The 14,214-nt window shown below is 59.2% G+C and carries 13 protein-coding genes; 7 read left to right on the top strand and 6 right to left on the bottom strand.

All coding sequences use genetic code 11. From position 1 onward, the window contains the following. Nucleotides 1-62 precede the first annotated feature (62 nt). Genes AADH44_RS03900 through AADH44_RS03885 form a run of 4 tightly spaced genes read left to right on the top strand, consistent with a single transcriptional unit; the run spans nt 63 to nt 5,171 of the window. Nucleotides 63-1,577, top strand: coding sequence for a proton-conducting transporter membrane subunit (locus AADH44_RS03900; protein WP_341954192.1), 1,515 nt, complete (start codon nt 63-65; stop codon nt 1,575-1,577). Then, nucleotides 1,577-4,015, top strand: coding sequence for a DUF2309 domain-containing protein (locus tag AADH44_RS03895; protein ID WP_341954191.1), 2,439 nt, complete (start codon nt 1,577-1,579; stop codon nt 4,013-4,015). Before AADH44_RS03900 ends, AADH44_RS03895 begins: the two co-directional genes overlap by 1 nt. After that, nucleotides 4,012-4,329: a DUF190 domain-containing protein gene (locus tag AADH44_RS03890; RefSeq protein WP_341954190.1), complete on the top strand. Its 318-nt coding sequence runs from the start codon at nt 4,012-4,014 to the stop codon at nt 4,327-4,329. The genes AADH44_RS03895 and AADH44_RS03890 overlap by 4 nt, the downstream gene beginning before the upstream one ends. 47 nt (nt 4,330-4,376) lie before the next feature. Beyond that, a complete protein-coding gene (locus AADH44_RS03885; protein ID WP_341954189.1) occupies nt 4,377-5,171 on the top strand; it encodes a DUF6671 family protein in 795 nt (264 codons plus the stop codon). A 37-nt stretch (nt 5,172-5,208) separates the two neighbouring features. Here AADH44_RS03885 and AADH44_RS03880 read toward each other — a convergent pair whose 3' ends face one another. Then, entirely contained in the window at nt 5,209-5,628 is a 420-nt protein-coding gene (locus AADH44_RS03880; RefSeq protein ID WP_341954188.1) for a hypothetical protein, read from the bottom strand. Between the two features lie 183 nt (nt 5,629-5,811). Here AADH44_RS03880 and AADH44_RS03875 point away from each other — a divergent pair, with 183 nt between their 5' ends. Beyond that, complete coding sequence (locus AADH44_RS03875; protein ID WP_009772809.1) at nt 5,812-6,060, top strand: WhiB family transcriptional regulator; 249 nt, start codon at nt 5,812-5,814, stop codon at nt 6,058-6,060. A gap of 88 nt (nt 6,061-6,148) precedes the next feature. Here the strand turns inward: AADH44_RS03875 and AADH44_RS03870 are convergent, their stop codons facing one another. Genes AADH44_RS03870 through AADH44_RS03860 form a run of 3 tightly spaced genes read right to left on the bottom strand, consistent with a single transcriptional unit; the run spans nt 6,149 to nt 9,539 of the window. Then, on the bottom strand, nt 6,149-7,648 hold the full coding sequence (locus AADH44_RS03870) for a histidine kinase N-terminal domain-containing protein (protein ID WP_341954187.1): 1,500 nt from the start codon (nt 7,646-7,648) through the stop codon (nt 6,149-6,151). A 9-nt stretch (nt 7,649-7,657) separates the two neighbouring features. Beyond that, nucleotides 7,658-8,884 carry a P-loop NTPase gene (locus tag AADH44_RS03865; protein ID WP_341954186.1) on the bottom strand — a complete coding sequence of 409 codons (1,227 nt, stop codon included), beginning with the start codon at nt 8,882-8,884 and terminating at the stop codon, nt 7,658-7,660. Nucleotides 8,885-8,891: 7 nt separating this feature from the next. Next, nucleotides 8,892-9,539 carry an SAF domain-containing protein gene (locus tag AADH44_RS03860; RefSeq protein WP_341954185.1) on the bottom strand — a complete coding sequence of 216 codons (648 nt, stop codon included), beginning with the start codon at nt 9,537-9,539 and terminating at the stop codon, nt 8,892-8,894. 119 nt (nt 9,540-9,658) lie between these two features. Here AADH44_RS03860 and AADH44_RS03855 point away from each other — a divergent pair, with 119 nt between their 5' ends. After that, nucleotides 9,659-9,940, top strand: a complete 282-nt coding sequence (locus AADH44_RS03855) for a helix-turn-helix domain-containing protein (RefSeq protein WP_341954184.1) — start codon at nt 9,659-9,661, stop codon at nt 9,938-9,940. 52 nt (nt 9,941-9,992) lie between these two features. Here the strand turns inward: AADH44_RS03855 and AADH44_RS03850 are convergent, their stop codons facing one another. Beyond that, nucleotides 9,993-10,592 carry a hypothetical protein gene (locus AADH44_RS03850; protein WP_341954183.1) on the bottom strand — a complete coding sequence of 200 codons (600 nt, stop codon included), beginning with the start codon at nt 10,590-10,592 and terminating at the stop codon, nt 9,993-9,995. Nucleotides 10,593-10,742: 150 nt separating this feature from the next. Between AADH44_RS03850 and AADH44_RS03845 the strand changes: the two genes are divergently transcribed. Then, nucleotides 10,743-11,231 (top strand): Rv3235 family protein, encoded by a 489-nt coding sequence (locus AADH44_RS03845; RefSeq protein ID WP_341954182.1) that lies wholly within the window; start codon nt 10,743-10,745, stop codon nt 11,229-11,231. A 59-nt stretch (nt 11,232-11,290) separates the two neighbouring features. On the opposite strand, the gene secA is transcribed toward AADH44_RS03845, so the two are convergent. Further along, nucleotides 11,291-14,107 carry a preprotein translocase subunit SecA gene (gene secA, locus AADH44_RS03840; protein WP_341954181.1) on the bottom strand — a complete coding sequence of 939 codons (2,817 nt, stop codon included), beginning with the start codon at nt 14,105-14,107 and terminating at the stop codon, nt 11,291-11,293. Between the last annotated feature and the right edge of the window lie 107 nt (nt 14,108-14,214).

Below are 14,214 nucleotides of genomic sequence, written 5' to 3'. Positions count from 1 at the left end.
AGGACTTATAACGTGTGCTACGTTTTTCGCGTATTAGTTTTCGCCAACAGTGAGGGTGTGGAGTGGACGTTGTAATTCTGGGCGCCGCCATGGTGTCACCGTGGTTAGCAGCAGTTGTTGCGGGAGTTCTGTCACGGGCCAAGCTGACCCCACACACCGTGGGAGTGTCGGCAAGCGCGATCACTGGGGTGGGGCTGCTCGCTGTCGCTTTGCTCAGTATCTTCAGCAGCACAACGAGCGCGGACACCCGTACGATCGAATTTGGCGCGCTGCAATGGGATCCCCTAGCCCTCATCATGGCGCTGCTGGTGCTCGGTCTCAGCATGCTCATCCAAGTCTTCGCGCTCCGTTACCTTCGCGGAGACGCGCGGCAAACCTGGTTCATCCTGTGCACCAACATCGTCACTGGGTTCACTATTTTCCTGGTGTGCGCAGCGACTGTGACAGCTTTCGTCGTCGCATGGATTGGAGCAGGAGCCGCCCTTGTGGCACTTCTCGCGACCTACCGCCAATTGAACCAGGCACAAGACGGAATTCGCCGCACAGCACTGCGATTCGGGATTGCCGATTCGGGACTGCTGATCGGCCTGGCAATCGTGCTCGTCGCCGCAGGAGGAGACGTGCCACTCAACGAAGTAGCCTCGCAGGTTATCGAGATGCCACTGCCCCTGCAGTTCCTTGTGGCAGCGTTGCTCGTCGTGAGCGCTCTCGCCCGCTCAAGTCAGATCCCTTTTCACGGCTGGCTACCTTTTACCCTTGCCGCACCCACACCGGTGTCTGCGTTGATGCACGCTGGGGTCGTCAACGCCGGCGCAATCCTGCTATTGCGGTTCTCCGAAACAGTGAGCCTGCATCAATCCGTGATGATCGTGATCTTCCTTGCCGGATCAGCCACCGTGGTCTACGCCTCCGCGGTACGGCTCGTGCGACCCGATGTCAAAGGCCGGCTTGTGTTCTCCACCATGGCCCAGATGGGTTTCATGATAATGACCTGCGGTCTGGGCCTATACGCCGCGGCAATCTTCCACCTCGTCGCTCACTCGCTCTTCAAATCGACACTCTTCCTCAGCGCTGGCACCGGCATGCGGGAACACACCATTGACCGCAACCTTCCCGTCACGGTGCCCACCAGTCGCGTAGTCGTTGTGGCCTCAACGGCTGTGGCGGTCCTGGCGCCCGTCGCATCCCTCATCGCAGCTAAAACGATGTTCGCTCCCAACATCACGGATGCTGAACTTGGTCTCTTCGTGTTCGTCGCGCTGACTCTTGGTGTCACGCTCGGAGCCGGATTGTTGACCCACTTCTCGCTCCAGAGCCTCACCCTCGGAATCGTAGTCACCTCCGCGGTATCTTTTGGATACACGGTTGCCATTCACCTGTTCGGCCTAGTGCTCGACGTCGCTAACAGCGGCATCGGAGCACCTTCCTGGCTCCTCATTATTCCCGCGGTCGGACTCATCGGCGTTGAAGTTCTGGCGCGAGCTCGAACGAGAAACTCCACCCTTCGCGAGTTGGTATATACCCGGTCACTCTCGGCAACAATCTCGCGAAGCTCCCTGTCGAAAGGACTAATCTGATGAGCTTAATTCTCCGCGCCAACGTAGCGTCAGCGGCCCATGAGGTCGTGCCATCGTGGCCGCTCGAGTCCTTCATCGCCATCAACCCTCTGGCCGGCCAAGAAGCTATCCCCTTCGACTCCGCCGAACTGGCCGGCTCCACCACGACCCGCACTATCAACGCGTATTTAGCTGACCTCGAGAGAGGACGCATTCGTCCGGAAGATGTGGAGCTGGCACTCTTGGAGAGGGTCCCCGAACTCGCAGGACGCACCACAATCGGCGCATACAACGTGCCGGTAGTGGGCCTCGCCGCACTCGACATGCAACTCTCTCCCCCGAGCGAGAGCTCACCGGAGACTGAGTTGACAATCGACCCGGTCGATGCCCGCGTGTCAGCGTGGGTCGCCGCCTACCTCATTCGGGATCCGCTCTGGCCGATGCCACACCGTGAGGAAGGTTTCTATCGGTCCTGGAAGCGGCTGGCACGGTTCGACCGATCTTTGCCGCAGCGGGCACGCAGAAAAATCACCGATCTTCTCGACCAACCAGATAGCGCTCTCGCGCACGCCCTCAAACACTTCGCCGTGGCAAGTGACGAGACTACGCCAACGCTGCGACGGGAGCTCACATCCTTGCCGGGCTGGGTTGCCCACATCAAATGGCGTGCAGCTAAACATGGCGACATCGATTTGACCAGCTACCTAGCCGTGCGCCTGAGCCTCCGTATGATCCTTGACCTTCCGCCGCGTTCTGTTAAAGAGAACAACACTCCCTCGCAACGTGACGAGAGCGTGTGGGCTCGCGCGCGTCGAGTGGCGGATAGCGTCACCGGCGATACCGCACACAGCCACGATGTCGCAATGGTTGCTCGTGTACTGGCGGCACACGGCACTCGTGAGCATCCGTTCACGTGGCAGAAGGCCTACGAACTCAACTACCGCAACTCACTCATCACGTCGCTCGTTCCGAGTGCACCAGCTCACGATAGCGCTCAGGTTCAGGTAGTGATGTGCATCGATCCGAGGTCTGAAGGAATGCGCCGTCACCTTGAGTCAGACACTTCCGTTGAAACAGTCGGGTTCGCGGGGTTTTTTGGCATCCCCATTCGCTTCTCCCAGTACCAAGCTCGGGGTGCGATCAACTCATTGCCCGCGCTGCTTGAGCCACGCCATCACGTCACAGAGCGGCCATTCACTCCCGAAAACGCTGCGAAGAATATGCGGTCACGGCGACGGCGGAACGCGCTGCGCAGGGCACTGCACGCTGCCGACACGAACACTACAACCCCATTCGCGCTTGCCGAGATCGCGGGATGGTTCTACGGAGCAGGGAGCATCCTGCGCACGTTCGCGCCCGCTCTCACCGGGCGACTCAACGAATTCGCCTCCCAACAGATCCCCGCGCTCGAGAGCACAGTCACCGTCGCAGATGCGTTCACGCTCGAGGAACGTGTGTCGCTTGCCGAAACTGCGATCCGGATGATGGGGCTCACCTACTTTGCACCGCTCATCGTGATCACCGGACACACCTCCGAGTCAATGAACAACCTGTATCAGTCTGCGCTCGACTGCGGTGCCTGTGGGGGCAATCCGGGAGCGGCCAATGCGCGTGCCGCCGTTGCACTATTCAATGATCAGGAAGTTCGAACCCTTCTTCAGCGCCGCGGAATCGCGATTCCGGAAGACTGCGTCTTCGTTGCAGCCGAACACAACACGGTGACCGATGCAATCACGGTTCTCGATAGTTCCCTCATTCCCGAGAGCCACAGTGAGCGGGTGCGCGACTTCCGATTGCTCCAACGGTGTGCAGCCGACCAACTGCTTCAGGAGCGGGCTCGAGATCTCCCTGGTTCCAACACACGATCAAAGCCCGCGAGCATCCGGCGTCGAGCGCACGACTGGTCCGAGGTCTATCCAGAGCTCGGATTGGCCGGGAACGCCGCCATGATTATCGGCCCACGCGAAATGACCCGCGGCGTCGACCTCAAACGTCGAGTTTTCCTGCACTCCTATCGGCCGGAGCTGGATGAGAGCGACTTGGCGCTGGAAACTATCCTGACCGCACCGATGGTCGTCGCTCAATGGATCAATCACCAGTACTACTTCTCCACCCTCAACCCCGAAACGCTGGGTGCGGGAACCAAGACGATTCACAACGCGATCGGAGTAACCGGAGTCCTTTCCGGCCACGAAGGTGACCTGCGCCGCGGCCTCCCCTGGCAGTCTGTCGGTGTCGGTAAACACGCGTTCCATGAACCGCTGCGACTTGCCGTACTCGTGCAGGCTCCCCTCACAAAAGTCGGTCGGATTGTTTCCCGCAACCAAGTCCTGCGCGATCTTTTGGACAACGATTGGATCACGCTGACCGCGCGTGAAGACTCAGACGCTCCCTGGTACCGGCACACGTCGGTCGGATGGAAAAAACACACAACCACAATGGAAGGACCACACTCATGAACGGCCTCACCAAGATGACTCGAATAGAAATCATCGTTCCGGCGCGTCAAGCACCCGATCTGCGTGAACTCATTGCGTCCGCTGGAGCGACCGGCTACACCTCCGTATCGGGCGTTTCAGGAATCGGGCATCATGGCCAACGCTCCGGAGATCTGCTCTTCAACGAGTACGACACCTTGACCATGATCATCACTGTGCTTCCCCAGGCCAAAGCCGAACAATTGGTTGAGGCAGTCAGAGCAATGCTCGATTCGACGAGTGGCGTCATGTTCGTTGCTGAAACCTACGTCAGCCGACCCGAGTATTTCAAGTGACGCCGCCGCAAGGCAGATATCAGAACCAACCCATCACATTTGCCACCATGCATGGAAAGGAAGTGCTGGCACGCCACGCCTTTGCGGATGTGCTCGGCGCCAACATCGTCGCTGCCCAACAGCTCAACACCGATCTGTTTGGCACCTTTTCGGGAGAAATTCCCCGCACAGCCAGTCCCCGCAGCACAGCGCTAGCCAAAGCTCGACGAGGGATGGAGCTAGAGCAAACCCACTACGGGCTCGCATCAGAGGGCACCTTCAGCACTGGGTTCGGAACAATAGTTGAGAATATTGAGGTGCTCGTATTCGTAGACGACATCCTGGGGTTGGAGCTTGTCGAAGGAAGCATCATCATCTCCCCCTTGCTGGCAGGACGCACCGTTCGACACCTCAACGACGCACTCCACTACGCCACCGCCATTGGTTTCCCCGAACAGCGGGTAATCCTTCAAACCGGGCACAACGGTGTAGCGACGTCGTTCAAAAATATCGATGACCGCGAAACGCTGCTAAGCATCGGCGAGAAGGTGTTCCGTGAAGCGAACGACTCCGTGTCAATAATGCCCGACTACCGAGCACATCACTGTCCTTCGCGAGCGGCCGTTATCCGCACTCTGTGCGAACAAATGGCTCACCGGCTCGCAACAGAGTGCCCACTGTGTCTCACTCCCGGTTTTGGGCAGGTCGACGTGGAATACGGCGTTCCCTGCGAAAGCTGCGGAACCGCAACCAACATCATCGCCGCAGACATCCATGGATGCGGAAAATGCACGTATCGCACGCGAGTTGCACGCTCGGTGAAACGCGCTTCGCCGCAGTGGTGCAACTTCTGCAATCCCTGAGCGGGCGGCGCGCGACCGTCAGTGATCGCCGTCGGCTTTAGCCCTGAGGCCGTGCGGTGTGAAGCAATACCGGTTTCGTAAACAACAACACGAGCACGACTATCGAGGGCATGAGCAAGAGCCATCCGATGTCGGGTCGCGCAAATACGCCCTGAAAACTGCCAATAGCCACGGAGATCTGCAGCACCTGCCAGACCACAGCTGCACCACGAATCCACGACTGGCGTCGCAGCACGCCAATGCCGATCACCGCCACCCACATAGCCGCCAATGCCGTGAGAACCGTCAACGCGATCGCGCTCGGATACGACTGCGGAGTCTCACTTCCCAACTCAAAAATCAGATAGCCGAGGGCCACAAAAAGTAGGGCACTCTCCAGAAAGATTACGAGAGCAAGGACAACCAAATATGGATGCCTCCGGCTCGGTTTTTCATCTGGGACAAGTTCGTCTACCATTCGCTCCCCGTTAAATCGCTGAAAAACCATTGCTTTGCTTAGGCCGATATGCGATTCTAGTTGAGGTTGATTTCTGGCTCCCAGTGTTGCGAGCGAGACCCACTTTCTTTCTCAAGCTCGACGCCAATCAGGGCGTATTTTTTGCGCGCTCGAGCAACGCAACACGCTGTAAGGAGCAACATCATGGACTGGCGCGATAACGCTGCATGCCTCACCGCTGACCCGGAACTTTTCTTCCCGGTAGGAAACACCGGTCCGGCCGTTGATCAAATTGAAAAAGCAAAGGCCGTGTGCGGTCGCTGCTCGGTTACTGAAATGTGCCTCCAGTACGCTCTAGAGACCAACCAAGACTCCGGCGTCTGGGGCGGCCTCAGCGAAGACGAGCGTCGCGCACTCAAGCGTCGCGCTGCACGCGCACGCCGCGCATCCTAAGACCGCGCCGCACGCGCACGCAGCGCATCCTAAGACCGCGCCGCGCCGCGTCGCGCCGAACTAGCCGCGCAGAATTAGCGACACAGGGCTAGCGCGAGCGGGTCAACCAAGTCAACGGAATATCGATCGTGACTTCAGTGCCGCTCCCCATGAGCGTGTGCCAGTCGATCGTTCCGCCTAGTTCGCCCTGAATGAGGGTACGAACGATTTGAGTACCGAGCCCCTCGCCGACTTTTCCTTCGCCGAGCCCTACGCCGTTATCGCGCACCTGAACCGTGAGCTTTTCGGCCGTTCGCCGAGCATCAATCTCTACCGTGCCATCCGCGCGACCTGCGAGCCCATGCTCCACCGCATTCGTCACAAGCTCGGTCAGCGCGAGAGCCAACGGCGTCGCATACTCGCTAGGTAGATCGCCGAAACTGCCGACGGATGTCGGGTGCACCGTCGTATTGTGACTCGACGCGACTTCTGCAATCAGTTTGAGTACGCGATCGAACACCACGTCGAAGTCAACGTTCTGATTGAGCCCCTCCGAGAGGGTGTCGTGCACAACCGCGATGGCCGCAACTCGACGCATTGCGTGCCCCAATGCTTCCCGCGCGACCTCGCTGTGGGTTCGGCGGGCCTGAATCCTCAACAGCGAAGCCACCGTCTGCAGGTTGTTCTTCACACGGTGGTGAATCTCGCGAATCGTCGCATCCTTGGTGATGAGTTCGCGTTCCTGATGGCGCACCTCGGTCACATCGCGGCACAACACGATCGCGCCAACCCGTTCGCCCCGATCGCGGATCGGGATCGTTCGCAACGATACCGTCACACCGCGCGCCTCAATGTCGGTACGCCAGGGTGCGCGACCGGTGACAATAAGGGGAAGAGACTCATCAACTTCTGGCTGACCGGCTATAAGTGCGGTCGTGACCTCGGCGAGAGATTCTGCCTCCAGCTCGCCAGAGAAACCGATGCGATTGAACGCCGACAGCGCATTCGGGCTGGCAAACGTGACGAGACCATCGACATCCAACCGAATGAGGCCATCGGATGCTCGCGGCGCGGCGCGGCGCGGCGACGCAGGAGCACCCATATCAGGAAAATCTCCGACCGAAATCATCGCGAAAAGATCGTTTGCACACCCGTTGAACGTGAGCTCCTGCCGGGAGGGCGTGCGGGCATCCCCCAAATTTGTGTGACGCGTGATTACCGCGATAGGTTTTTCTGTTGTTGCGTTGCCACTGGTACTGAGTCTGCGCATTACCGGAACAGCTCGCACCCGGGTGGGGGTTTCTTCGTACCAAGCCGGTGCTGCCATATCAATAATTCGGGCAGTCTCGAACGCCTCGGTGACTTGGGCCTGCCATTCCGGCTTCACCTTTTGGCCGACAAAGTCGCGATAGAACAGTGTCGCTGAACTGCTCGGGCGTGCAAGGGCAACCGCAACAAACTGGTCATCGTCGCTCGGCACCCACAGCACGATGTCGGCAAACGCAAGGTCGGCAAGCAACTGCCAGTCGCCGACCAGCATGTGCAGCCATTCGATATCCGCCTCGCTTGAGCGGCCTTGCTCTTGGACTAAATCACTGAGTGTCGACACCCCTACAGATTACCTGCGCGCCAGCATCCTGCTGAACAGTGAACGTCTCGGCTGCTGCTCGTCGACTTCGGGCACGAGTCGGGAAGTCACGAGGCCGCGGACTGCTAACCGTGCTGGCGATCGCGGTGCTGCATCCACCAGAGTCTTGCCACTCAACACCGCTCCGTCGAATCCAGCGAGGTCGTGAGGAACGAGAATCGGATGCTCAATTCCCCCGAACCTCGATAACGTCTGAGTCACTTGCCCGTGCGGATTCATTCCGCTCGCGCTCACCCGCACTTTGTTCATAACAACGCTGACGCTTCGCGTGCTGACTGTTTCGATCAGATCGACGTGTGCACGCAAGAACCGCGAGAGCCCCACCGGGTCGGCGGCGCCCACCGCAATCACATGATCGGCTGCACGCACCGCGGTAACGGCGGCAGCGTTGCGACGAGGCGCAAAGAGGTCACTCGTAATTTCTTCGTCATTCTCAAGACTTGAGCTGGTGTCGAGCACGGTGTAGTCGACCCACTGGCGACACTGCGCAATGGTGGTTCCGACTCGCTCAGCCGAGAGCTCTGGCCACCGACTCGGCCGGCCGATGCCGGTGAGCACCCAGAAGTCACCCACCGGCGACTCATAGCGCTGGCCGATGCGGGCCAGCTCAGCGGTGGTGAGGGTGTCGGTTGCGGCAAGGCGGCAGGCTGCCGCAAAACCTGGGGCCTCATCGAGCATCCCGAGAGCTGGTGCTACCGAAGCCCCATGCGTGTCAACATCAACAAGCGCCACACGGTGACCGAGCGCCGCCAGCTCAGCGGCAATCGAGATAGCAACGGATGTGCGGCCGGGCGCCCCTCCCGGACCCCAGACCGCAATAACTTCGCCAAGCGTGCTTCGCTCGGAGGTTGCAGATTCTGAATTCCACTGCGATTGGGTGAGCAGGGCATCCACCGCCGACCAGCCGGACGCGACATCGACGATGTCGTAGAGCCCGAGATCGCTCGCATAGCGCTGTTCACGCTCACTGCTGGCGACCGCGATGAGCCTGACGGCGGCCTGATCACACGCGGCGATCAGACGATCCGTGAGGTAACGTGCCTCAGACGCAACAAGGGCAATATCTGCCTGTGCACCCGCAACCCGCGAGGCGAGCTCGGGAGCGCTCACCGCCCGCAAAACAATCTCGTGGCCCTGCTGAACAGCGTCGAACGCAAACTGGTCTTCAAGGTTGACCGGCATGGCCAGTGCGAACATAGCCATCTCAGCCCTTCGCCGGAAGATTCGCGGGGATCACGGAGAGCACATCACCGTTGGCCATCGCCTCCAGCACGCGCGCTACCCGTGAGCGGGGCACAAGCAATTCGAGTGAGCTGCCACGGGCGGACGAGACGAGGGAATCGTCATCAATTAGTCGCGCCACAGTCGCGCCCGAGATGATCACGCTAGGAGCCCCATACCCGTCGTCGTCTGTTTCGGCGCTTGCCCATACGTCGACGGATGCTCCCGGAGACACAGCCTCGGCTAGTCCACCCTGCGGCGACACAACAACTGCGGTCAGTGAAAGCCCCTCATGGCTCCCCAAAGACGATGTCGGTATCAACTCCCCCGCACCAATCGGTCTCGTCGCAATAAACCCTTCAACTGGTAGCTCACCGCGAGCGATATACAACTCACTCGACTCGTTGAGTTTCACGCTTCGCACCACCAAATCGCTGCTTTCCACACGATCGCCCGGCGCCACAGGGGCGGCGGCCGCATAGACCTCAATCGTGTCATCTGCCGTAGCCACCAGGGAAACGACTCCGAGGATCGACGCCACGACAAGCACAATTCCGATCGCTAGGCGAGGATCAAGAGCGAGAGCTCGCGCGCGAGCTTGAGTTTGGGTGCGACCTGAACGACGGCTCACAGTGCGTACCCCACGGGTCGGGTGTTGATCATTGGACCATGGTTCGTTACTGCTCACATGTGGCGCGAGAGTTATCCACATCAACCCCATTCACAGGCGCACAAGAGCATAATCGAACCATGAACGCGACCAATCCAGCGGAGGGTCTAGGGCGATTTCTCACCCTTGCCGATACTGCCGAAGTGCTCAGCGTCTCTCCGCACGATGTTCTTGAACTGGTGCGTTCGGGCGAACTGCCCGCAATCAAATTGGGAAGCAAAGGCCAGTGGCGCATCGAGAACTCTGTGCTTGAGTCTTACATTGAGGCTCTGTACGAAGAGACTCGTCGTATGAGCCTGTGGAATCAGTCAGATATTGCCACCGTCACCGAGGTCAATTTCGGGGAACTACGCCCGCGCTAGCCGCGCTGGGTCCACGCTGTAGCCGCGCTGGGTCCACACTGTAGCCGCGGGGCTACGGCCGCACGAGAACAAGACTCGCAAACGGCACCAAACGGTATTCCGTCACGGCAGTCTCGCGACGTACCGCCCCGCGCTCATGCACCGCGAGATCCAGATGGTCTCGCCCCACACGGTCAATGGTGCCGTGCACTTCCCCGGCAACCAAGAGCAACGACACCGCTCGGCGACGACGACACAGATCACGCAATACGTAACTCACTCCCAAACGCTGCGAGAGACTCGGATGCCCGCTCGATGGCATCGTGGCGAGGCTGGGCGTGATGTGCGCCGACCCCAGCGAGATGCCTGCCAACGCCGCGAAGGGAACAATGCACTGCGCTGGGCGACCACTGTCGTCAACAAGGTCTGCCGACATCCAGTCCCGACCAATGATTGCTGGGCGGATGACGAGCCGCGTTCCTGTGACAAGCACCACCGAAAGGGTGAGCGGTGCATGTTCGGGGCTGCGGGTGTGGAGCGACACAACCCGGTCGCGCATGCTCAGCCGGCCGAGGCGTAATCGCTCTTCTTCGGCATCAACTTCGAGGTCGTCAGCAGTGATCTCGTTCTCGAGTTGACTTTCGAGGTCGTCAAAGAGTTTGTCCCAGCGCATGGGGTGACGCTAGTACCGAGAGCGTACAACGGAGCAACGTTATCCACAGTTGAAAATTAGTCATAGACAATTGGTCTACTTCCTGATTGAGTATGGTCTACCCCCTAACGGGGGTATACATCGCCGTCTTGACCTTTTACCCGGGAGATCATGAGTACCGAGCCACTCCGAAAGCTTTCGCCGAGTGTGGAGACCCCACAGCAGCCGCGACAGCGCACAGGAACCCTTCCCTCCAAAATTATTCGACCGCGCTTCGTGCCCGACGAGTTTTTTGGCCACCAGCCCACCCCGAGCGCCGAGCTACCCGACCCAGCTCCTCTCGTTGAAAACCTCACGCGCTGCGTAATCGAGGTGCTTGCTGGCGCGCGCGACCTTGACCAAATTGCACGATGGGTTACCGACGATGTCTACCGGCACTTGCTCAAGCGCACAGTCTTGTCTGCACGTGCACGCCGCGCGAAAGGGCAGCCCATCACGAGGCCGAGCTTCACGATGGGTTCGATTCGTCTGTGCGAACCACGAGATGGAGCCGTCGAAGCTGTCGTGATCGTGCGTGGTCGAGCACGCACCCGTGCGGTCGCGGTGCGCCTCGAAGGCCTCGACAAGCGCTGGCGTGCGACCGCGATTAACGTTCTCTAGCCGTTAACGACGTTTGCCCCCAGCTACCGAGCAGTGGGGGCATACGTCGAAGCGAAGCCTTAGAGCTTGCGCTTCTCCTGCGCACGACGTTGCGAACGGTTAAGCGGAGCGTCAGCTGAGCCCTCCGAACGCTGACCGAATGCACCACGCTCACCACCCTGAGGTTTTTGCGCCTGCTGAGGCTGCTGTGGTGCCGCCTGCTGAGCCTTGCGTTTCTGCGCACTCGCAGTGGCAGCACGTTCAACCTGACCGCGCTCGTTGCGAACCTCTACCTCGCCAGCGGCATCAGCGCTGGGCGCCGAGTAGCTGAGTGCAGCAGATTGTGAGCTTGCCGCATCTAGACCTCGTGCCTGCACGGTTGTGGACTCGCCACCGCCGCTCACCTGAACATCAAGGTTGAAGAGGAAGCCGACTGTCTCTTCACGAATCTGCCCCATCATGGTCTGGAAAAGAGCAAAACCTTCGCGTTGATATTCAATGAGCGGGTCACGCTGGGCCATTGCGCGCAGACCAATTCCGTCTTTGAGGTAGTCCATCTCATAGAGGTGGTCTCGCCAGCGACGGTCAATGACACTGAGCACAACGCGGCGCTCAAGCTCGCGCATCGCGGTTTCACCAAGCTGCTGCTCGCGACGCTCATAGGCGATCGCCGCATCCGAGTGAATCTCCTTAGCGACGAACGCACTTGTCAACTTGCCTCGTGAACCACCCTCGGTAAGAACCTCATCGACCGTGATCCCAATCGGATACATAGTCTTGAGTTCGGTCCAGAGAACGTCAAAGTCCCAGTCCTCAGAGTGTCCTTCTGCTGTGTGTACGTCAACGACCTCAGTCACAACATCCGTCAGGAAGCGCTGCACGCGGTCCTTCAAGTCGTCGCCTTCGAGGATGTGGCGTCGGTCGCTGTAGATAGCTTCACGCTGGCGATTCAAGACATCGTCGTACTTGAGGACATTTTTGCGGATCTCAGCGTTGCGAGATTCTACCTGCGCCTGAGCGCTGCGGATGGCACGGCTGACAACCTTAGATTCGATAGCCAAGTCGTCGGGAACCGTCGAGCGCCCCATCAGGGCTTCGGCCGCGCCGCTGTTGAAGAGGCGCATCAGATCATCTTGAAGTGAAAGGTAGAAACGGCTCTCGCCCGGGTCACCCTGACGACCGGAACGACCACGCAACTGGTTGTCGATACGGCGGGACTCGTGACGCTCGGTGCCCAAAACGTAGAGACCACCAACGTCGACGACCTTCTTGGCCTCTTTCTCAACCTCAGACCTGACGTTGGCGAATACGTCATCCCAGGCGGCTTCGTAGTCGTCGGGAGTTTCGGTCGGGTTGAGCCCGCGGTTGTTCATCTCGGCTACTGCGAGGAACTCAGCGTTACCGCCGAGCATGACGTCAGTTCCACGACCGGCCATGTTCGTGGCGACAGTGACGGAACCCAAGCGGCCGGCCTGCGCGACTATGGCCGCTTCACGAGCGTGGTTCTTGGCGTTCAGAACCTCGTGCTTGACGCCCTTCTTAGCAAGCATCCGCGAAAGCAGTTCGCTCTTTTCAACGCTTGTTGTTCCCACAAGAACCGGCTGACCGAGTTCGTGACGCTTAGCGATATCGGCAACAACCTGTTCAAACTTTGACTGCTCGTTCTTGTAAATCAGATCTGACTGGTCAATGCGCTGCATCGGCTTATTAGTCGGGATAGCGACGACACCCAGCTTGTACGTGGACATGAACTCGGCGGCCTCAGTTTCGGCAGTACCGGTCATTCCCGAAAGCTTGTTATAGAGCCGGAAGTAGTTTTGCAGGGTGACGGTCGCAAGAGTCTGGTTCTCTGCCTTGACCGCGACGCCCTCTTTGGCCTCGATCGCCTGATGGATACCTTCGTTGTAGCGACGGCCCTGAAGTATACGGCCAGTGTGCTCATCGACAATCAGAACTTCGCCGTTCATGACGACATAGTCCTTGTCTTTCTTGAAAAGGGCACGCGCCTTGATCGAGTTGTTCAAGAACGAAATCAGCGGGGTATTGGCCGACTCGTACAGGTTGTCGATACCGAGATAATCTTCGACCTTCTCGATACCCGGTTCGAGCACACCAACGGTGCGCTTTTTCTCATCAACCTCGTAATCGACCTCGGGAATGAGCTTCGTCGCAAGATTGGAGAATTCGGTAAACCACCGGTTAGCCTCACCTGACGACGGCCCCGAAATAATCAACGGCGTGCGAGCCTCGTCGATCAGGATCGAGTCAACCTCGTCAACGATTGCGTAGTGGTGTCCACGCTGAACCATGTCGTTGGCCTGCCACGCCATGTTGTCGCGCAGGTAGTCGAACCCAAATTCGTTGTTGGTTCCATAAGTGATGTCGGCGGCATACTGCTCGCGACGTTCTGCTGGAGTCTGCCCCGAGACGATACATCCGGTAGTCATTCCGAGGGCACGGAAGATGCGCCCCATAAGTTCTGATTGGTAGCTGGCCAAGTAGTCGTTGACCGTGATCACGTGCACACCCTGTGCAGCAATCGCATTGAGGTACGCCGCAAGCGTGGCCACGAGGGTCTTGCCCTCACCGGTCTTCATCTCAGCTATATTGCCCAAATGCAGCGCGGCGCCGCCCATGAGTTGAACCTCAAAGTGACGCATTCCGAGGGTGCGGCCCGCTGCTTCACGAACGGCAGCGAATGCCTCCGGCAGCAGGTCGTCAAGCGACTCTCCCGCAGCATAGCGCTCACGCAACTCTGTGGTCTCATGCTTGAGCTCATCGTCGGTCAGAGTCTTGAAGTCTTCCTCAAGGTGATCGACTGCTTTCGCGTAGCCTTTCAAGCGTCGAAGAAGTCGACCCTCGCCCACACGAAGTGCGCGTTCCAAAACATTTGCCACCGAATACTCCCATTCCTGTCGGACGGATCCGACGCTGGCACTACTCGACGAAGCGCAGCCTTTAGACGCTTACGTCGCGGCAACGCGGTGTGTGCATTCAGCTCACA

Origin of the sequence: Salinibacterium sp. TMP30, from assembly GCF_038397785.1 — a bacterium.
GTDB lineage: Bacteria > Actinomycetota > Actinomycetes > Actinomycetales > Microbacteriaceae > Rhodoglobus.
The sequence above is the reverse complement of the archived record's forward strand: the minus strand, read 5'-3'. Positions and strand labels throughout refer to the sequence as shown.